The organism is Enterocloster citroniae, from assembly GCF_040545455.1.
In the GTDB taxonomy this organism is placed as follows: Bacteria; Bacillota; Clostridia; order Lachnospirales; family Lachnospiraceae; genus Enterocloster; species Enterocloster citroniae.
Genome location: NZ_JBEPLZ010000025.1, coordinates 1 through 21,344, shown reverse-complemented (window position 1 = coordinate 21,344; position 21,344 = coordinate 1). Strand labels below are relative to the sequence as shown.

The 21,344-nt window shown below is 50.9% G+C and carries 19 protein-coding genes; all 19 read left to right on the top strand.

Translation table 11 applies throughout. The features are described 5' to 3' along the window. Positions 1–35 precede the first annotated feature (35 nt). Positions 36–1,175: an N-acetylglucosamine-6-phosphate deacetylase gene (nagA, locus tag ABID13_RS23330; RefSeq protein WP_007869870.1), complete on the top strand. Its 1,140-nt coding sequence runs from the start codon at positions 36–38 to the stop codon at positions 1,173–1,175. Between the two features lie 153 nt (positions 1,176–1,328). After that, positions 1,329–1,796: a ribosome maturation factor RimP gene (gene rimP / locus ABID13_RS23325; protein WP_007869868.1), complete on the top strand. Its 468-nt coding sequence runs from the start codon at positions 1,329–1,331 to the stop codon at positions 1,794–1,796. Positions 1,797–1,839: 43 nt separating this feature from the next. Next, positions 1,840–3,012, top strand: a complete 1,173-nt coding sequence (nusA, locus tag ABID13_RS23320) for a transcription termination factor NusA (RefSeq protein WP_007869866.1) — start codon at positions 1,840–1,842, stop codon at positions 3,010–3,012. 31 nt (positions 3,013–3,043) lie between these two features. Then, positions 3,044–3,316, top strand: a complete 273-nt coding sequence (rnpM, locus tag ABID13_RS23315; protein WP_007869864.1) for an RNase P modulator RnpM — start codon at positions 3,044–3,046, stop codon at positions 3,314–3,316. After that, on the top strand, positions 3,306–3,641 hold the full coding sequence (locus ABID13_RS23310; protein WP_007869863.1) for a L7Ae/L30e/S12e/Gadd45 family ribosomal protein: 336 nt from the start codon (positions 3,306–3,308) through the stop codon (positions 3,639–3,641). The genes rnpM and ABID13_RS23310 overlap by 11 nt, the downstream gene beginning before the upstream one ends. Next, positions 3,628–7,059 (top strand): translation initiation factor IF-2, encoded by a 3,432-nt coding sequence (gene infB / locus ABID13_RS23305; RefSeq protein ID WP_354021268.1) that lies wholly within the window; start codon positions 3,628–3,630, stop codon positions 7,057–7,059. Before ABID13_RS23310 ends, infB begins: the two co-directional genes overlap by 14 nt. 85 nt (positions 7,060–7,144) lie before the next feature. Continuing rightward, positions 7,145–7,546, top strand: a complete 402-nt coding sequence (gene rbfA, locus ABID13_RS23300; protein ID WP_007869850.1) for a 30S ribosome-binding factor RbfA — start codon at positions 7,145–7,147, stop codon at positions 7,544–7,546. Then, complete coding sequence (locus ABID13_RS23295) at positions 7,546–8,514, top strand: DHH family phosphoesterase (protein WP_007869848.1); 969 nt, start codon at positions 7,546–7,548, stop codon at positions 8,512–8,514. Before rbfA ends, ABID13_RS23295 begins: the two co-directional genes overlap by 1 nt. 46 nt (positions 8,515–8,560) lie before the next feature. After that, positions 8,561–9,541 (top strand): tRNA pseudouridine(55) synthase TruB, encoded by a 981-nt coding sequence (truB, locus tag ABID13_RS23290; protein ID WP_007869846.1) that lies wholly within the window; start codon positions 8,561–8,563, stop codon positions 9,539–9,541. Positions 9,542–9,545: 4 nt separating this feature from the next. Continuing rightward, the gene (locus ABID13_RS23285) at positions 9,546–10,496 is read left to right on the top strand and encodes a bifunctional riboflavin kinase/FAD synthetase (RefSeq protein WP_007869844.1); all 951 of its coding nucleotides are present in this window, start codon (positions 9,546–9,548) and stop codon (positions 10,494–10,496) included. A gap of 159 nt (positions 10,497–10,655) precedes the next feature. After that, entirely contained in the window at positions 10,656–10,922 is a 267-nt protein-coding gene (gene rpsO / locus ABID13_RS23280; RefSeq protein WP_007869843.1) for a 30S ribosomal protein S15, read from the top strand. 258 nt (positions 10,923–11,180) lie between these two features. Next, positions 11,181–13,301 (top strand): polyribonucleotide nucleotidyltransferase, encoded by a 2,121-nt coding sequence (locus ABID13_RS23275; RefSeq protein ID WP_007869840.1) that lies wholly within the window; start codon positions 11,181–11,183, stop codon positions 13,299–13,301. Between the two features lie 43 nt (positions 13,302–13,344). Further along, entirely contained in the window at positions 13,345–14,046 is a 702-nt protein-coding gene (locus ABID13_RS23270) for a hypothetical protein (protein WP_007869836.1), read from the top strand. Positions 14,047–14,210: 164 nt separating this feature from the next. Next, positions 14,211–15,689 (top strand): glutamate--tRNA ligase, encoded by a 1,479-nt coding sequence (gene gltX / locus ABID13_RS23265; RefSeq protein WP_007869834.1) that lies wholly within the window; start codon positions 14,211–14,213, stop codon positions 15,687–15,689. Between the two features lie 21 nt (positions 15,690–15,710). Next, positions 15,711–17,537, top strand: a complete 1,827-nt coding sequence (locus tag ABID13_RS23260; RefSeq protein WP_007869832.1) for an ATP-dependent helicase — start codon at positions 15,711–15,713, stop codon at positions 17,535–17,537. After that, the gene (locus tag ABID13_RS23255) at positions 17,534–18,070 is read left to right on the top strand and encodes a cob(I)yrinic acid a,c-diamide adenosyltransferase (protein WP_048930702.1); all 537 of its coding nucleotides are present in this window, start codon (positions 17,534–17,536) and stop codon (positions 18,068–18,070) included. The genes ABID13_RS23260 and ABID13_RS23255 overlap by 4 nt, the downstream gene beginning before the upstream one ends. 111 nt (positions 18,071–18,181) lie before the next feature. Beyond that, complete coding sequence (locus ABID13_RS23250) at positions 18,182–18,514, top strand: DUF1292 domain-containing protein (protein ID WP_007869817.1); 333 nt, start codon at positions 18,182–18,184, stop codon at positions 18,512–18,514. Positions 18,515–18,775: 261 nt separating this feature from the next. Beyond that, positions 18,776–19,456, top strand: coding sequence for a response regulator transcription factor (locus ABID13_RS23245; protein ID WP_007869814.1), 681 nt, complete (start codon positions 18,776–18,778; stop codon positions 19,454–19,456). Next, positions 19,453–20,976, top strand: coding sequence for a sensor histidine kinase (locus tag ABID13_RS23240; RefSeq protein ID WP_007869811.1), 1,524 nt, complete (start codon positions 19,453–19,455; stop codon positions 20,974–20,976). The genes ABID13_RS23245 and ABID13_RS23240 overlap by 4 nt, the downstream gene beginning before the upstream one ends. The last annotated feature ends 368 nt before the right edge of the window (positions 20,977–21,344 follow it).

The window sequence follows — 21,344 nt, the reverse complement described above, 5'->3', positions numbered from 1 at the left end:
TATCAAAGGGAAAGAAAGAGAAAGGAGAAGATGATATGAGGATTCAGGGTAAGAGGATTTGGATAGGAGGCCAGTTTGTGGCAGCGCAGCTGGAGATTGAAAAGGGAACCATTGAACGCATTTACAATTACGGTACAGGACCTGTGGACCATGATTACGGGGACAAGAGGATCCTTCCGGGATTTATTGATATCCACACCCATGGGGCTTATGATTTTGATACCAATGACGGAGAGCCGGAGGGATTGAGAAACTGGATGAAGCGCATTCCTGAGGAGGGGGTCACCTCTATTCTGCCCACCACCGTGACCCAGATGCCGGAGGTGCTTACAAAGGCGGTTGCAAATGTGGCTGCCGTGGTGGAAGAAGGCTATGAGGGCGCAGAGATCCTGGGGATCCATTTTGAAGGCCCGTTCTTGGACATGGAGTACAAGGGGGCCCAGCCTCCGGAAGCCATTGCCACTGCCTCTGTGGAACAGTTTAAACGGTATCAGGCGGCGGCCGGGGGGCTGATTAAGTATATCACTTTGGCTCCGGAGCGTGATCCGGACCATGCGCTCACAAGATATTGTTCCACCCACGGCGTGGTGGTGAGCATGGGGCATTCCGCGGCCACCTATGAGCAGGCTCTTTTGGGAATTGCCAATGGCGCAACCTCCATGACCCATGTGTACAACGGCATGACGCCGTACCATCACCGCAAGCCGGGGCTGGTGGGAACTGCTTTGAGGGTCAGGGACATTTACGGCGAGATCATATGCGATGGCTGCCATTCCCACCTGGCTGCCCTTAACAATTTCTTCCATTCCAAGGGACGGGATTATTCCATTATGATCAGCGATTCCCTGCGCGCAAAGCACTGCCCTCCGGGAGGACAGTACCAGCTGGGAGGGCACGACATCGAGATCGGGGATGACGGACTGGCACGGCTGAAGGGATCTGACACCATTGCGGGAAGCACCCTGAACATGAACCGGGGACTTAGGATCCTGGTGGAGGAAGCCATGGTTCCCTTTGACACCGCTGTCAATTCCTGTACCATTAATCCTGCCAGGTGCCTGGGGGTGGATAAACGAAAAGGCAGGATCGCAGCCGGATGCGATGGAGACCTGGTGGTGCTGGATGACGATTACAGTGTGATCCAGACCTGGTGCAGAGGACGTGCAATGCTTTAATTTACAGGAATATTTCAACAAAATCCTTGAAAATGCTTGCATTTACCGGAACATGATGGTATAGTGTATACGATAACTAATGTAGATTACTGATAAAGAGTGGACGCCGGTCCACTCTTTCGTTTTGAGTAGAATCAGAAAGGTGGTGTAAGGATGGGAAAAAAGGAGAATTATGAGAGCAGAGTAGAAAAATACCTCCTTCCGCTGATGGATGAGCATCATTTTGAACTTGTGGATGTGGAATATGTAAGGGAAGCAGGTACCTGGTACCTCAGGGCTTATATTGATAAGGAAGGCGGGATCGCTGTGGACGACTGCGAGGTCATCAGCAGAAAGTTAGGCGAATGGCTGGATAAAGAAGATTTTATTGATGAAAGCTATATCCTGGAAGTCAGTTCACCGGGTCTGGGCCGTCCTCTGAAAAAAGAGAAGGACTTTATCAGAAGCATGGGCAAGGATGTGGATGTGCGCCTGTATCGTCAGATTGATAAGCAGAAGGAATTTACAGGTGCCTTAAGTGCATATGATGAAAATACTGTGACGCTGACCATGGAAGACGGCAGCCTCATGGTATTTGAGAAGCCGGACATTGCCCTTATACGGCTGGCACTGGATTTTTAAGCATTTTTAATTCACATGCCCAGGCATGGATAGGAGGATAAACATGAACAAGGAACTGTTGGAGGCAATGGAGGTTTTGGAAAAGGAGAAGAATATCGCCAAGGATACACTGATCGAAGCGATCGAAAACTCCCTGCTCACTGCCTGTAAGAACCATTTTGGAAAAGCCGATAACGTAAAGGTCACAGTGAATCCAAACACCTGTGATTTTGCCGTATATGCTGAGAAGACCGTTGTAGAGAACGTGGAAGACGATATCCTGGAGATCAGCTTGGCGGATGCCAAAATGCTGAGCCCAAAGTATGAGGTGGGAGACACGGTGCAGATCCCCCTGGATTCCAAGAAGTTTGGCCGTATCGCCACTCAGAACGCAAAGAACGTGATCCTGCAGAAGATCCGTGAGGAAGAGCGCAAGGTCCTTTACAATGAGTATTATACCAAGGAAAAGGATGTTATGACAGGTATCGTCCAGCGCTATCTGGGCAGGAACGTGAGTATTAATCTGGGAAGAGTGGACGCGATCTTAAATGAGAGCGAGCAGGTAAAGGGAGAGACGTTCCGCCCAACCGAGCGTATCAAGGTATACGTGATCGAGGTGAAGGATACTCCAAAGGGACCCAGGGTTTCCGTTTCCAGAACCCATCCGGACCTTGTAAAGCGCCTGTTTGAATCTGAAGTTGCGGAGGTGCGTGACGGCACGGTGGAGATCAAGGCCATTGCCAGGGAAGCAGGTTCCAGAACAAAGATCGCTGTAAAATCCAACGATTCCAATGTGGATCCCGTGGGCGCATGCGTGGGCCTTAACGGTGCAAGGGTCAACTCCATTGTAAGCGAACTGCGTGGAGAGAAGATTGATATTATCAACTGGGACGACAATCCCGCGTACCTGATCGAGAATGCGCTGAGCCCGGCCAAGGTGATCTGCGTGGTGGCTGACGAGGAAGCGCGGGAGGCACAGGTGATCGTGCCGGATTACCAGCTGTCCCTGGCCATTGGCAAGGAAGGCCAGAACGCAAGGCTGGCTGCAAGGCTTACAGGCTTTAAGATCGACATCAAGAGCGAGACACAGGCAAGGGAGATGGGGCTCTTTGAGCAGATGGGCCTCCAGTACGGAGACACACCGGCTGCAAGCTTTGAGGAAGAAACGTATGAGGAGCCGGAAAACTACCAGGAATATCAAGAGGACTACCAGGAAGACGTAAACGAACAGGAATAGGGATACTCTGAAAAGATTAGGAGTGATGTATGTGAGCATGAAAAAAGTTCCGCTCAGACAGTGCATAGGCTGTCAGGAGATGAAGAGCAAGAAAGAAATGATAAGAGTTATAAAAACCGCCGAAGATGAGATTGTGTTAGATGCCACCGGCCGTAAGAACGGCAGAGGCGCTTACCTGTGCCCATCGATGGAATGCCTGAAAAAGGCCGTGAAAAGCAAGGGGTTGGATCGGTCCTTTAAAATGCCCATTCCAAAAGAGGTATATGAGACTCTGGAAAAGGAGATGGAAGAGCTTGGTAAATAGCAAAAAGCTGCTAAGCCTGCTTGGCCTTGCAAAGAGGGCAAGGAAAGTGGTCAGCGGAGAATTTTCGACGGAGAAATCTGTAAAGAGCGGAAGGTCGCAAATGGTAATCGTATCGGAAGAAGCTTCGGATAATACGAAGAAAATGTTTACCAATATGTGCACTCACTATAAAGTCCCAATCTATCTGTTTGGAACAAAGGATGAACTGGGGCACGCCATCGGTCAGGAGTTTCGAGCATCCCTGTCCGTGGAAGATGCAGGGTTCGCAAAGTCAATGGCAGAACTAATGAATATAAATGGAGGTAGTTTGAATGAGAGTAAGTGAACTGGCAAATGAACTGGGTAAAACCAGTAAAGAGATATTGGAAATTATAAAACAAAAAGATACTGCTGCCGCTTTGTACGCTGCATCCAATGTTACAAGGGAGCAGGAGAATATTGTGAGATCATCTGTAAATCATAAGAAGGCGGGGGCTGGTCCGAGAACTGAGATGTCAAGGACAGAAGCACCAAAAACAGAAGGGCCGAGAAGTGAGACACCCAGGACAGAAGCACCCAGGACAGATGTGTCCAAACAGGAGGCGCCTAAGGCGGAAGCTTCTAAAACTGTTTCTGAGTCCACAGGCAGACCTGAGGCGGGAAAGAAAAAACTGACGGCTGTGTTCAGGCCGCAGAATGCCCAGCAGCAGATCAAGCGTCCTGCTCCTCCCAAGCCGCAGCCAAAACCACAGCCACAGCAGCAGGCGCCCAGGGCGGAAGCGCCGGCCCCTGCACCGTCTGTGCAGCAGGAGACGCCGCGTCCTCAGGTTCAGGCTCAGGAAGTTCAGCCGGCCGCTGTAAAGGAAGCGCCCGCTGCCCATCCGGCCGAGACTGCGGCTGCGCCTGAGGCAAGGGATAATAACAGGACACAGAGCCCTTCCCAGGGAGGCGATCAGGGCAACCGCGAGGGAGGTTACCAGGGCAGCCGTGAAGGCGGCTACCAGGGCAACAGACCTCAGGGTCAGGGAAGCTACCAGGGCAACCGCGAGGGAGGCTATCAGGGCAACCGTCAGGGAGGCTATCAGGGCAACCGTGAGGGAGGCTACCAGGGCAACCGTCAGGGAGGCTACCAGGGCAACCGTGAGGGCGGCTATCAGGGCAACCGCCAGGGAGGCGGCTACCAGGGCAACCGTGAAGGCGGCTATCAGGGCAACCGCCAGGGAGGTTACCAAGGCAACCGTGAAGGCGGCTATCAGGGCAACCGCCAGGGAGGCTACCAGGGCAACCGCGAAGGCGGCTACCAGGGCAACAGACCTCAGGGCCAGGGAGGCTACCAGGGCAACCGCGAAGGCGGCTACCAGGGCAACAGGCCCCAGGGTCAGGGAGGCTACCAGGGCAACCGTGAAGGCGGCTACCAGGGCAATAGGCCCCAGGGCCAGGGAGGCTACCAGGGCAACCGCGAAGGCGGCTACCAGGGCAACAGACCTCAGGGCCAGGGAGGCTACCAGGGCAACCGCGAAGGCGGTTACCAGGGCAACAGACCTCAAGGTCAGGGTGGTTACCAGGGCAACAGACCCCAGGGCCAGGGAGGCTACCAGGGCAACAGACCCCAGGGGCAGGGAGGCTACCAGGGTAACCGTCCAGGCGGTTATCAGGGCAACAGACCCCAGGGCCAGGGAGGCTATCAGGGCAACCGTCCCCAGGGAGGCGGCTATGGCGGCAGACCCCAGGGAGGCTATGCAGGCCGTGGTGATGATAAAGATAAGGATGCAAGGGATAACAGAGGGCCCCGCGGCGATAACCGCCGTCCGGGCGGCGCAAGGGACGGTAAACCCTCCTTTGAGACATCCATCCAGGCAAAACCCACCAGCAACCGTGGTAATAAGAATGCTCACAGAAATGACCGTTACGATAAGAGAGACCGCGTAGAGGACGGAAAGAAGACTCCGAAAACAGGCAAGGGCGCATTTATCATGCCGGTGCCGAAAAAGGAGGATGCAAAGGTTGATGAGGTGAAGACCATCACTCTTCCGGACAGCCTGACCATTAAGGAACTGGCTGACAAGATGAAGCTGCAGCCGTCCGTGATCGTTAAGAAGCTCTTCTTAAAGGGACAGATCGTGACCCTGAACCAGGAGATCGATTATGAGCAGGCGGAAGAAATCGCCATGGAGTTTGATGTACTCTGTGAAAAAGAAGTAAAAGTTGATGTGATCGCAGAACTCTTAAAGGAAGATGATGAGAGCCAGGAGGATATGGTGCCCAGATCACCGGTTGTGTGTGTAATGGGACACGTTGACCATGGTAAGACCTCGCTTTTGGATGCGATCCGTGAGACCAATGTAACTGCAAGGGAAGCGGGCGGCATTACACAGCATATCGGTGCATCCGTCATCGAGATCAATGACCGCAAGATCACCTTCTTAGATACACCCGGACATGAGGCGTTTACAGCTATGCGTATGAGAGGCGCCCAGTCCACTGATATAGCAATCCTGGTGGTTGCCGCAGATGACGGCGTGATGCCTCAGACCGTGGAAGCCATCAACCATGCAAAGGCAGCGGGCGTGGAGATCATTGTTGCCATCAACAAGATCGATAAGCCAAGCGCCAATGTGGATAAGGTAAAACAGGAGCTGTCCGAGTATGAACTGATTTCTGAGGATTGGGGCGGCAGCACGATCTTTGTACCTGTATCCGCGCATACCAAAGAGGGAATTACGGACCTGCTGGAAATGGTTCTCCTGACAGCAGATGTCCTTGAACTTAAGTCCAATCCAAACCGTAAGGGAAGAGGCCTTGTGATCGAGGCTGAGCTGGATAAGGGCAAGGGCCCCGTGGCCACTGTCCTGGTACAAAAGGGAACCTTAAGGGTAGGAGATACCATTGCCGCAGGCGCATGCTTTGGCAAGATCCGTGCCATGATGGATGACAGGGGCCGCAGAGTAAAAGAGGCAGGGCCATCCACGCCGGTAGAGATCCTGGGTCTGAATGATGTGCCCAACGCAGGCGAGGTATTTGTGGCAACAGAGAGCGAGAAGGAAGCAAGAAGCTTTGCTGAGACATTTATCTCAGAGGGCAAGAGCAAACTGATCGAGGATACCAAGGCGAAATTATCCCTGGATGACCTGTTCAGCCAGATCAAGGCAGGCAATGTAAAAGAACTGCCGCTGATCATCAAGGCTGATGTGCAGGGATCTGTGGAAGCGGTTAAGCAGAGCCTTACAAAGCTTTCCAATGAAGAGGTTATGGTAAAAGTGATCCACGGCGGCGTAGGCGCGATCAATGAGTCTGATGTTTCCCTGGCATCTGCCAGCAACGCCATCATCATTGGCTTCAACATCCGCCCGGACGCAACGGCCAAGTCCATTGCCGAGAGGGAGAAGGTGGATATGCGCCTTTACAAGGTGATCTACCAGGCGATCGAGGATGTGGAAGCAGCTATGAAGGGTATGTTGGATCCTGTATTTGAGGAGAAGGTGATCGGCCATGCCGTGATCCGACAGACCTTTAAGGCATCCGGCGTGGGTACCATTGCAGGTTCCTATGTCCTGGACGGCAAGTTCCAGAGAGGATGCAGCTGCAGGGTCAGCAGAGGCAAGGACCAGATCTTTGAGGGTCCGCTGGCATCCTTAAAACGTTTCAAGGATGATGTAAAGGAAGTGGCTGCCGGCTACGAGTGCGGCCTTGTATTTGAGAAGTTTAATGATCTCCAGGAAGATGATGAGATTGAAGCTTACATCATGGTAGAAGTACCAAGATAGATACGCTCATACACACGATGACAGGCGGAACCGGTGAAAGGGTCGGCCTGTCACGCCCTTTCCTGGACGGAAAGAGAGGAGCAACATGCGCAAGAACAGCATAAAGAATACTAGAATCAATGCGGAGGTACTCAGGGAATTGAGTGAGATCATTCGCAATGGCATTAAAGACCCAAGGATCCATCCCATGACAAGTGTGGTTTCCGTGGAAGTCACGCCTGACCTTAAGTACTGCAAGGCATATATCAGCGTACTGGGAAATGAAGACGCGGCAAAGGCAACCATTGAAGGCTTAAAGAGCGCGGAGGGGTATGTGCGCAGGGAACTGGCAAGAAGGATCAATCTGCGCAATACACCGGAACTTAAGTTCATCCTGGATCAGTCCATTGAGTATGGTGTTAATATGTCAAAGCTCATTGATGAGGTCACAAAGGACCTTCACCAAGGGGAAGGACAGGATGAGGAAGGTGAAGAGGAGGAGATCTGATGACAATTTTGGAACAGATGTTAGAGGGTACGGGTTCGGTAGCGATTCTTGGACACATTCGCCCTGATGGGGACTGTCTGGGTTCCGCACTGGGACTGTATAACTATCTCCGCCTTAACTGCCCGGATATCCGGGCAGCAGTGTACCTGGAGGAGGCCTCGGATAAATTCGGCTATCTGAAGGGATTTGATGAAATACGCCACCGGGCGGATGGGGAGAACTATGAGCTCTGCGTCTGCCTGGACTGCGGTGATGTGGGCCGGCTGGGAGAATTTTCCAGCCTGCTTGCACAGGCAAAGAAGAGCCTGTGTCTGGATCACCATGTGACTAACACCCGTTTTGCAGGCAGTAACCTGGTGGTTCCTGAAGCCAGTTCCACCTGCGAAGTCCTTTATGGACAGCTGGATGAGGAAAAGATCGATATCCGGGTGGCGGAATGCCTTTACACGGGGATTGTCCATGACACGGGCGTATTCAAATACTCCTGTACCTCAGGAACCACCATGGAGATCGCAGGAAAACTGATGGCCAAGGGGATTGATTTTGGATCCATCATTGACAACAGCTTTTATAAAAAAACATATATCCAGAACCAGATCCTGGGAAGAGCACTGCTGGAAAGCATTACATTCTTTGACGGAAAGTGTATTTTCAGCGCGATCCGCCAGAATGAGATGGAGTTTTACGGCGTAGACAGCAAGGATATGGACGGGATCATTGACCAGCTGCGCCTCACAGATGGCGTGGAGGTGGCCATTTTCCTGTACCAGACAGGAGCCCAGGAATATAAGGTGAGTATGCGCTCACAAAGCCTTGTGGACGTGAGCCGGATCGCCGCATTTTTTGGCGGGGGCGGCCATGTGCGGGCGGCGGGATGCACCATGACAGGAAGTATCCATGATGTGATCAACAACCTGTCCGGACACATTGCAAAACAGCTGGAACCCGAGGCCGCAGACCGTGCCTGAAAGCAAAGCCCAAACATACTTTGGCACAGAAATAAAGGATAAGACCATGTACCACGGAATCATAAACATATATAAGGAGCCGGGCTATACCTCCCACGATGTGGTAGCCCGGCTCAGAGGGATTTTAAAGCAGAAAAAGATCGGACATACCGGCACACTGGATCCCGCGGCGGAAGGCGTACTTCCGGTGTGCCTTGGCATGGGCACCAGATTGTGTGATATGCTCACAGACCGGTCCAAGACATATGAAGCCGTCATGCTCCTGGGAACAGTGACCGATACCCAGGATACCACCGGAACGGTGTTAATGGAACACAGGGAGTCTGCCATGGATCTGGATGAAAAGGCTGTGACAGAGGCAGTGATGGGATTTCTGGGGGAATATGACCAGATCCCTCCTATGTATTCCGCGCTTAAGGTGGACGGGAAAAAGCTGTATGAGCTTGCCAGGGCAGGGAAAGAGATTGAACGCCAGGCCAGGCGGGTACAGATCCTGGAAATACAGGTGGAGCGGATGGAACTGCCCAGGGTGTGGATGAAAGTCACCTGCTCCAAGGGCACGTATATCAGAACCTTGTGCCATGACATTGGAGCACGGCTGGGATGCGGGGGATGTATGGAACACCTGACGCGGACCAGGGTGGACCGCTTTGAGATCAAAGACAGCCTTAAGCTGGATGAGGTTGAGGCCATCAGGGATGAAGGGCGCCTTGACGCCTGTATCTTCCCGGTAGAAGCAGCCCTGCAGTCATACGCTGTTTTGAAGGTGCGTCCTGAGGCGGATCCTTTGTTATACAATGGAAATCCCTGCTTTAAGAACCAGCTGGATACAGGGGATGACAGGGAGTGGGTAAAGGATCTGGCCGAGGGACAGAAATTCAGGATGTATGACAGCAGGGGCCGGTTTGTGGGCGTTTATGAATACCAGGACAGCAGGCACTGGTGGAAGCCCTGGAAAATGTTCCTGACATCCGGAATGAATGAATTTTTTAAACAGGCCCCAGTACCAGAAGAGAACGAGGAATAGCAGTATGAGGTATATAGCAGACACCACAGAATTTCAGATAGAAGAACCAACCATTGTGACCCTGGGGAAGTTTGACGGAAGACACAGGGGGCACCAGAAGCTTTTGCTCACCATGCAGGAGTTGAAGTCCAGCCTTGGATATCCCACTGCCATCTTCACATTCGGCACACCACCGCTGTCCATGATGAGCGGACAGCCGCAGACCGTGATCACCACCAATCTGGAGAGACGGGCCAACATGGAGAAGATGGGGGTGGATTACCTGGTGGAATATCCCTTTAGTGAGGAAACGCGCCGCATGAAGCCTGAGGATTTTGTAAAAGACATTCTGGCAGGCCGGATGCAGGCAAAGGTGATCGTGGTGGGTCCTGACTGCAGCTTTGGATACAAAGGCGCAGGGGATGCGCGGCTTTTAAAGCAGCTGGAGGAGACCTTGGGATACCGGCTCCATGTGATTGAAAAGGAAAAGGACCATCTGAGGGACATCAGCAGCACCTATATCCGGGAAGAACTGGAAAAGGGAAATGTGGAAAAAGCCAATGCTCTGCTGGGCGAGCCCTATGCGGTCCACGGCGAGGTGGTCCATGGAAACCATATCGGAACAAGCATCCTGGGATTTCCCACCGCCAATCTGCTGCCTCCCTCCATTAAACGGCTGCCGCGGTTTGGAGTGTATGTGTCCCGGGTCCTGGTGGATGGAACCTATTACCGGGGCGTTACCAACATCGGGCGCAAGCCCACGGTGGAGGGCAGAAATCCGGTTGGGGTGGAAACCTATATATTTGATATGCATCAGGACCTTTACGGAAAGGTCATAGAAGTCCAGCTGCTGGCCTTTGACAGGCCGGAGCAGAAATTTTCCTCTTTGGAGGAACTGAAGCAGCGCATCGAGATGGACAAGGTGTTTGCAGCTGATTACTTTGAGCGCCACCCCGAGATCCAGGTAAAGAGATAGGTTAAGAGATAAAAAATAAATGTAAAATTACCGGTTTACAACCAGCTTGGACTGTGCTATACTGAACCGGTATGAAATGACGCCGATGCCCGGTTACCTGGTTACTCCAGCCATTAGCCTGGTTTACGGTGAGACGAATAATATTAAGGAGGAACTACCATGATTTCTAAGGAAAAGAAAGCACAGATCATTGCACAGTATGGCCGCAAGCCTGGAGACACAGGCTCACCGGAGGTTCAGATCGCTATCCTGACAGAAAGGATCACCGAACTGACCGAACATTTAAAGCAGAATCCAAAGGATCATCACTCCAGAAGAGGTCTTCTGATGATGGTTGGACAGAGAAGGGGTCTTCTGGATTACTTAAAGAAGACTGATCTGGAAGGATATCGTGCATTAATCGAGAAGCTGGGTATCAGAAAGTAATTCTGAAGATTAGGGTGGAGGGGACTCCACCCTATATTTGCTTTTTCAAACAGGCAAAAGACATGGAAGTACCAGGGAGAAAGCCATAAGGCATAGTATCATGGGCGGACAAGGGAGAAATTCCGAGACCGCTGATGTACCTGCAGGAATTGACAAAAAGCAAGTCAGGGTCAGGCATTCTGCAGGCAGATCAGTAGTTTCGGCATCTTTTTTGTCTCCCAACTAACAATATTTAATGAAAGAAAAGGAGACACCAATATGTTTAAAAGTTTTAGTATGGACCTGGCAGGACGCAAACTGACCGTGGAAGTGGGCAGGGTGGCAGCACAGGCCAATGGTGCAGCATTCATGCACTACGGCGATACCGTTGTACTTGCAACCGCAACAGCATCCTCAAAGCCAAGGGAGGGAATCGATTTCTTCCCCCTGAGCGTGGAATACGAGGAGAAATTATATTCCGTAGGAAAGATCCCGGGAGGATTTAACAAGAGAGAGGGAAAGGCATCTGAGAACGCTGTCCTTACATGCCGTGTGATCGACCGCCCCATGCGCCCTCTGTTCCCAAAGGATTACCGCAATGATGTTACGCTGGATAATATCGTAATGTCCGTTGATCCGGACTGCAGCCCTGAACTGACCGCTATGCTGGGTTCCGCCATTGCGACCAGTATTTCCGATATCCCCTTTGCCGGACCATGCGCAACCACACAGGTAGGTCTTGTGAACGGAGAGTTTGTCATCAACCCCACAGCAGATCAGAAGCAGGTTTCCGACATGGCTCTGACTGTTGCATCTACCAGGGAAAAGGTGATCATGATCGAGGCCGGTGCCAATGAGGTCCCGGAGCAGCAGATGATCGATGCTATTTTTAAGGCACACGAAGTGAACCAGGAGATTATCCGCTTTATCGACACCATTGTAGCTGAGTGCGGCAAGGAAAAGCATACCTATGAAAGCTGCGCTGTTCCGGAAGAACTGTTTGCAGCCATTAAGGAGATCGTTCCTCCCTCAGAGATGGAGGAGGCTGTGTTTACTGATGACAAGCAGACACGTGAGAGGAACATTGCTGCTGTGACAGAGCGCCTGGAAGAGGCATTTGCCGACAACGAAGAGTGGCTTTCCGTGCTGGGAGAGGCTGTTTATCAGTACCAGAAGAAGACCGTGCGCAAGATGATCTTAAAGGATCACAAGCGTCCGGACGGCCGTGCCATTGATCAGATCCGCCATCTGGCGGCTGAAGTGGACCTTCTGCCCAGAGTACACGGTTCCGGTATGTTCACACGCGGACAGACCCAGATCCTTAACGCCTGCACCCTGGCACCTCTTTCCGATGCACAGAGGATTGACGGCCTGGATGAGAATGAGACCAGCAAGCGTTATATGCACCACTATAATTTCCCGTCCTTCTCCGTTGGCGAGACAAAGCCAAGCAGGGGACCGGGACGCCGTGAGATCGGTCATGGCGCACTGGCAGAAAGGGCGCTGATCCCCGTGCTGCCAAGTGCGGAAGAATTCCCATATGCGATCCGTACCGTGTCCGAGACCATGGAATCCAATGGTTCCACCTCTCAGGCAAGTATCTGTGCATCTACTCTGTCTCTGATGGCGGCAGGTGTGCCCATCAAGGAGATGGTAGCCGGTATTTCCTGCGGTCTGGTGACAGGTGATACGGATGACGACTATATTGTACTCACCGACATCCAGGGCCTGGAAGACTTCTTCGGCGATATGGACTTTAAGGTTGGCGGTACCAAAAACGGTATCACAGCCATCCAGATGGATATCAAGATCCACGGCCTTACAAGACCCATTATCGAGGAGGCCATAACCAGGACCAGAGAAGCCAGAATGCACATTCTGGAGGATGTAATGAAGCCTGTTATCTCCGAGCCCAGAAAGCATTTAAGCCCATATGCTCCAAAGATCAAGCAGATCAGCATTGATCCTCAGAAGATCGGCGATGTGGTAGGCAAGCAGGGTAAGGTGATCAATAAGATCATCGAGGAGACTGGAGTTAAGATCGATATCACAGATGACGGTTCCGTCAGCGTGTGCGGTACGGATGAGACCATGATCGACAAAGCCATCACCATTATTACCGGAATCGTGACAGACATTGAAGCCGGTATGGTATTTAACGGCAAGGTAGTGCGCATCATGAACTTCGGCGCATTTGTGGAGTTGGCTCCCAACAAGGACGGCATGGTCCATATTTCCAAGCTGTCCGACAAGAGAGTGGGCAAGGTTGAAGACGTGGTCAATATTGGAGACGAAGTTACTGTTAAGGTAACTGAGGTTGACAAGATGGGCAGGATCAACCTGACCATGAGACCAAGCGACCTGGCCGGCAAAAAGGAAGAGGCTGCAGCAGAAAAATAAAATTTCTGTTATGATAGCAATATAGAAAGAGGAGAAAAGTATTATGAAAAAAATGAAAACAAAGCTGGCGCTGCTGATGGCAGCAGTCCTGATGATGTGCAGTGTGGTTCTGACAGGATGCCAGAGCAAGCTCGCACCGGCAGATCAGGTAGTGGGAGCCATGTACGACCTGGTGGTAAAGGAAAATGCAATCCCAATGAAGGATCTGCTGGGATTTGCCTCTGAGGATGATGTAAGGTCATCCCTGCTGGCGGAAGACTATACTGAGATGACTGATATGCTAAAGGATCAGTTTGGCGGGTTTGGCATTGACTTCACGGATGAGGAAGTTCAGGAAATGTCCGATACCATGACAGGCCTTTTGAACAAGCTGAGCTACACGGCTGAGATCCAGAGTGAGACAAAGGATGAGACCACCGTCCTTCTCAAAGTGACAGGCTATTCCAGCGATGGTCTGGCTCAGATCATGAACGACCTTATAACCGAGATGCAGACCAACATGGACGAAGAGACCATGGCTGCAGTCATGTCAGGTGACGAGGAAGCCGCCCAGAAGCTGATGCAGGATGTGATCAAGCAGTTTGTGGCAAAGGTTGGAGAGATGGAGCCGTCTGCGGAAACCACTGACGTGACTGTGAAGTGCGAGAAAATGAAGGTGGAAGTAAGCGGCAAGGAAAAGGTTTCATGGATGCCTGTTGATATGGATAAGTTTGCATCCGATCTGGAAGGTGCCATCTTTAAATAAGACGCACAATGAGGCAGTGCCTGGTGGAAAATCAGGCATTGTCTTTTTTTGACCTTCGTTATATAATATTTTTTATGAGTAATAATCAGGGGATGACAGTGCCCGAGATACAGGCGGGCCCGGTTCATTTCCCTGAAAAAGGAAAATATAGGAGACTGATAAACATGAGCAGAGTAAGGACAAGATATGCACCCAGCCCAACCGGCAGGATGCATGTGGGGAATTTGAGGACGGCATTATATGCCTATCTGATCGCAAAGCATGAGGGCGGGGATTTTCTGCTCCGCATTGAAGATACAGACCAGGAGCGTTATGTGGAAGGCGCTGTGGAGATCATTTACCAGACGCTAAAGGACACGGGGCTGATCCACGATGAAGGCCCGGACAAGGACGGCGGCGTGGGTCCGTATGTACAGAGCGAGCGCCAGGCATCAGGGATCTATCTGGAATACGCCAGGAAGCTGGTTGATAAGGGGGAAGCATATTACTGCTTTTGTACCCCGGAGCGCCTTTCGTCCCTGAAAAAGACAGTGAACGGCGAGGAGATCATGGCTTACGACAAACACTGCCTTGGCCTTTCCAGGGAAGAGGTGGAGGCCAATCTGGCGGCCGGTATGCCCTATGTCATCCGTCAGAATAATCCTGTCACCGGTACCACTACCTTTAAGGATGAGATCTATGGAGACATCACAGTGGATAATTCCGAGCTGGACGATATGGTACTCATCAAGTCGGACGGGTATCCCACCTATAATTTTGCCAATGTGGTGGACGACCATCTGATGGGCATCACCCATGTGGTGAGGGGCAATGAATATTTGTCCTCATCACCCAAGTATAACCGCCTTTATGAGGCATTTGGCTGGGAGGTGCCTGTGTATGTGCACTGCCCGCTGATCACGGACGAGGAACACCATAAGCTGAGCAAGAGAAGCGGCCATTCATCCTTTGAGGATCTTCTGGAGCAGGGGTTTATATCCGAGGCAGTGGTGAATTATGTGGCCCTTCTTGGCTGGTCACCGGAGGATAACCGCGAGATCTTCTCGTTGGAGGAGATGGTAAAGGAATTTGACTACCGCCGCATGAGCAAATCGCCGGCCGTGTTTGACATGACCAAGCTTAGGTGGATGAACAGTGAATATATGAAGGCCATGGATTTTGAACAGTTTTTCCAGATGGCAGAGCCCTATATCAGGGCAGTGATCAAAAAGGACCTGGACCTTAGGAAGATCGCATCCATGGTCAAGACAAGGATCGAGGTATTCCCCGAAATTGCAGGCCATATTGACTTCTTTGAGGAGCTTCCGGAGTATGATGCAGCCATGTACACCCATAAGAAGATGAAGACCAACAGTGAAACCGCGCTAAAGGTACTGACAGACCTTCTGCCTGTACTGGAAGATCAGGAGGATTACAGCAACGATGCTCTTTACTCTGTCCTTTCCGGGTATGTGGAGGAGACTGGGGTGAAGACCGGATTTGTGATGTGGCCCATCAGGACCGCTGTATCCGGCAAGCAGATGACCCCAGCAGGCGCCACTGAGATCATGGAAGTGCTTGGAAAGGAAGAGTCCCTGGCAAGGCTGAGAAAGGGAATTGAAAAACTCCGTGAACAAGTGAACGGCGGAACAGACCGGTCTTAGGAATAGTAAGGACAGTATTGCATGGCATTTAATGAAACTCAAAAAAAGGCGATCCGGCATAGGCAGGGGCCTATGCTGGTGCTGGCAGGACCCGGTTCGGGAAAGACTACGGTCATCACCAACCGGGTCCGCTATCTCACGGAAAAAGCCGGAGTGGACCCGGGACATATACTGGTAATTACCTTTACCAGGGCAGCGGCCAGGGAGATGAAGGAGCGGTATGAACAAATGACCCAGGCAGGATGCAGCAGAGTTTCCTTTGGAACTTTCCATTCTGTCTTTTTTCTGATCCTCAAACTGGCGTACCGGTATCAGGCCGCCAATATTGTGAGGGAGGAACAGAGGATCCAGTTTGTCAGGGAACTTTTGGAACACTGTGACCTGGAGGTGGAGGATGAGGGGGAGTTTATCGCTTCTGTCCTCAGTGAGATCAGCATGGTCAAGGGGGAGCTGATGGACCTGGACCACTATTATGCAAAGAACTGCTCAGAGGATGTATTTAAGCAGCTGTTCCTTGGGTACGAGGAGCAGCTGAGAAAGCGCAGACTCCTGGATTTTGATGATATGCTGGTCATGTGCTATCAGCTGTTTAAAGAAAGGCCGGATATCCTGTCTGCATGGCAGAACAAATACAAGTACATACTAATTGATGAGTTTCAGGATATTAACAGGATCCAGTATGAGATCGTGAGAATGCTGGCTGAGCCTGAGAATAACCTGTTCATAGTGGGGGATGATGACCAGTCCATCTACCGGTTCAGAGGCGCCAAGCCTGAGATCATGCTGGGGTTTGAGCGGGACTATCCCGATGCCCCGCGTCTTTTGCTGGACCAGAATTACCGCTCCAGCCGCCAGATCGTGGAGGCTGCCGGAAATGTGATCCGGCACAACAGAACCCGGTTTCCCAAAGACATACGGGCAGCCAGGGGCAATGGACGCCCCCTGGACATACGTGAGTGGCCTGAGCCCATAGACGAGAGCCTGGCCATTGCCGGGGAACTTCGGGACTATGCCTCCATGGGAATTGCCTATGAGGACATGGCCGTGCTCTACCGCACCAATCTGGGGCCGCGTCTGTTGATCGAAAAACTGATGGAATACAATATTCCTTTTAATATGCGGGATACGGTTCCCAACCTCTATGACCACTGGATCGTCAAAAATGTACTTTCTTATATAAAAGCAGCAACCGGCGACCTGAGCCGGTCCAATATCCTCACCATCATCAACCGGCCCAAGCGGTATGTGAGCAGGGATGCGCTGGAAGGGCAGATGGTGAACTGGGAGGCGGTCAAATCCTTTTACCAGGACAAAAACTGGATGCTGGACAGAATTGAACAGCTGGAATACGATCTCATCATGCTGAAGACCATGGCGCCTGCAGCTGCTGTAAACTATATCCGCAAGGCGGTGGATTATGATTCATACCTGAGAGAGTATGCCGGGGAGCGCAGGATGAAGCCGGAGGAGCTTCTGGAGGTATTGGACCAGCTTCAGGAGAGTGCAGCTGGGTTTAAGACATACGATGCATGGTTTGCCCATATGGACCATTACAGGGATCAGCTGCTAAAACAAGCCCAGGGGGGAAACGGGCGGGAAAAAGGGGTAAGCCTCATGACCATGCACAGCTCCAAAGGACTTGAATTTCGGGTGGTGTATATCCTGGACGCCAATGAAGGGATCACGCCCCATCACAAGGCGGTTCTGGATCCGGATGTGGAGGAGGAGCGCAGGATGTTTTACGTTGCCATGACAAGGGCAAAGGAAAGGCTCCATATCTATTATGTGAGGGAACGCTATCACAAAAAGCAGGAAAAGTCGCGATTTGCAGAGGAGGCAGAAGAATGAAAGGTCTGGTTCATATATATTGCGGAGATGGAAAAGGGAAGACCACCATGGCCATTGGAAGTGCGGTGCGTGCGGCAGGCAGAGGAATGCGTGTACTGATCGCGCGTTTCCTGAAAACAGATGATTCCGGCGAGGTTTTGGCTTTGGCCCACGTGCCTGGGATCACTCTGCTGCCCTGCGACCAGAACTTTGGTTTTTCCTGGGAAATGACTCCGGCCCAGAAGCAGGCTGCATCCGTCTATTACCGGGACAATTTTTATAAGGCCTGGGAAATGGCCGTGGGCCAGGATGGGGAAGGCGGATTTGACATGCTGGTTCTGGATGAGATCATAGGTGCATGTAATCTGGGATTTGTAGATGAGGACCTGGTGTTAAATTCCATCCGCCACAGGCCGGAGCACATGGAGGTCATCCTGACAGGCAGGGGGCCTTCGGAGCATATGGAAAAATGCAGTGATTATATTACGGAAATGGTCATGCGCAGACACCCCTTTGAACAGGGGATCGGCGCAAGGGAAGGGATTGAATATTAAATAATATTTTCTTGCAATTTTAGGGCTAGTCTGATAGAGTGTAAGAATGAAACATCAATACGGTACCTGTCAGCAGCGTACCGGGAAAGAAAGTAAGAGAGGAATTACAATATGGCAGACGAGAAGAATTTGAATGAAGAAGAGCAGGAGATGACAGTAACCCTGACCCTGGATGATGATACAGAGGTAGAGTGTGTGGTACTGACCATTTTCACCGCAGGCGAGCGGGAATATATTGCCCTTCTTCCGGTAGAAGGCGTGGAATCAGAGGAGGGAGAGGTTTACCTTTACCGCTACAGCGAGACTGAGGACGGCGCTCCTACCCTGGACAACATCGAGGATGATGATGAGTATGAGATCGTGGCAGATGCATTTGACGAGCTGTTGGATTCCCAGGAGTATGATGAACTTGTGGGCGAGGATGAATTAGAAGAAGAGGACTAAAAGACCGGTCCATTCACAGGATAATATACAGGAAGACAGACAAGATAACAGACAATATTACAAACGGCCATTGGGCTTCGGGAGCTTTCCCGGGGCTCTTTTTGTCTCTTTATGTAATTATCATGGCCAAGGTGTGAAACTTGTGTGAAATGATGGAAAAAATTCTTTTTTTTTGTTAAAATAAAGCCTATAAAATCAATTGATCATGCCTTGTGCAGTACAAAAGCAGTACCGTGTCGGCAAAGTGAAGGAGGCAGCACCGTGGATGCTCTTAAAATATTAGTGGTGGATGATGAAGCCAGAATGAGAAAACTGGTTAAGGATTTCCTTACCAATAAAGGATTTTCAGTGATCGAGGCTGGGGATGGCGAGGAGGCAGTGGATATATTCTTTGCACAGAAAGACATTTCCCTGGTGCTTCTGGACGTGATGATGCCAAAGATGGACGGGTGGGAGGTGTTAAAGACCATTCGCAAATATTCCCAGGTCCCTGTTATCATGCTGACGGCCAGAAGCGAGGAGCGGGATGAACTTCAGGGATTTTCACTGGGAGTGGATGAGTATATATCCAAACCCTTCAGTCCCAAGATCCTGGTGGCCAGGGTGGATGCGATCCTGCGCAGGAGCAATGTGGTATCCACTGAGAATATGAGTGTGGGAGGCATATGTATTGATAAGGCGGCCCATCAGGTGACCATAGACGGCAGGGAGATCGAACTGAGTTATAAGGAGTTTGAACTCCTCAGTTATTTTATAGAGAATCAGGGAATTGCCCTGTCCCGTGAGAAGATACTGAACAATGTGTGGAATTACGACTATTTTGGAGATGCCCGTACCATTGACACCCATGTAAAAAAGCTTCGCAGCAAAATGGGGGACAAAGGTGATTATATTAAGACGATCTGGGGCATGGGATATAAATTCGAGGTGAATGAAGGATGAGACAGTCAATCAGGGTGAGGTTTACCATGATATTTGTCGGCCTTATGGCGGCGGTGCTCATCACCCTGTGGGCGGTGAACAGCTTCTTTTTGGAAGGCTTCTATACAAAACAGAAGCTTAAACTGCTGGAGGACGCATACGAACAGCTGAATGAGTTTGTCATTGCAAAGGCGGAGGAAGGGGAAAACATAACCGATGACCTTCAAAGCCTTTATTCCAAGGACGGGGAACAGAATGAGGCAAGCCGAATGCTGCGCCTGATGAGCGAAAAATATAACACCACCATTGTGATCGTGGACAGCATGAACGACAATACGGTGCCTCCCTTCAGGGACGGCAGGTTCCTGGCTGAAAGGGTGCACCAATATATTCTTGGAAAGAACGCGCCCCAGACAGAGACCCTGATCTCGGAGGACAATTATAAGATACAGAAAAGCTATGATATGCGTTCCCAGGGATATTATCTGGAGAGCTGGGGATTTTTTGATGACAACCGCACCATATTCATCATGTCCATGCCCCTGGCCAGTATCCATGAAAGTGTTGCTGTTTCCAATAAGTTTATGGCCTATGTGGGACTTGCAGCCCTGGTGTTCGGCAGCATCCTTATGTACGGGACCACCAAAATGGTGGTTTCCCCCATCCGCTCCCTTGCCGCCTTGTCGGCCAGGATGTCGGAACTGGATTTTGAAGCCCGCTATACCGGTAATTCGGAGGATGAGATCGGAATCCTGGGACACAGCATGAACACATTGTCGGAAAAACTGAAAGAAACCATTGGAGCGCTGAAGACAGCCAACAATGAACTCCAAAGGGATATAGAAGAAAAAATCCGCATTGATGAAACGAGAAAAGATTTTATCGCCAATGTATCCCATGAACTGAAAACACCCATTGCCCTGATCCAGGGATATGCAGAAGGATTGACGGAGGGTATGGCTGAGGATCCGGAGAGCAGGGATTATTACTGTGATGTGATCATGGATGAAGCCAATAAGATGAATAAGATGGTAAAACAGCTCCTGAATCTTACCGCCCTTGAGTTTGGCAATGACATGCCCGTGATGGAGCAGTTTGACCTGGTGACCCTGATCCAGGGCGTGCTGTCATCCTCCGGTATCCTGTTCCAGCAAAAGGACGCGACCGTTATATTTGAGCCTGCTGGGCCGGTACGGGTATGGGCCGATGAGTTTAAGATAGAGGAAGTCATCATCAATTACCTGAACAATGCCCTGAATCATCTGGAAGGCGAAAAAAGGATTGAAATCCGTGTGGAACAGTTGGAAGGTGAGGTACGGGTCACTGTGTTTAATACCGGACAGCATATACCGGAGGAGGATTTAGACAATCTTTGGACCAAGTTCTACAAAGTAGACAAGGCCAGGACCAGGGAATATGGAGGGAGCGGAATCGGCCTGTCCATTGTGAAAGCCATTATGGATTCCCACAACAAAGCCTGCGGTGTTGAAAATGTAGATGGCGGAGTCCGGTTCTGGTTTACATTGGACAGTGGGATGTAGTGTTGGAAACAAACAGACGGATGATGAAGCAGGCCCGGCAAAGCAGGCCCAGCGAAACAAGCCCGGTAAAACAGGCCCGGCAAAGCAGTCTCAGCAAAACGAGGACAGCAAAAAGCAGCGAAAAGTTGGTCAAAAGTTTTTACAAAAAATGAAAAAAGCTGTTGACATTTGTCGAACCATCTGGTAAGATATCTCTTGCGCTGCGGTGAGAGCTTAAGCGCAAGAGAGTAAGAAATAAAAAAAGTTTAAAAAGTTGTTGACAAACGCAAACGACTGTGATAAGATATAAAAGTTGCTGCTGAACAAGACAACAACAAACGAACCTTGATAATTGAAGATTAAATAGTATGTAAAACCCTGAAAATTCT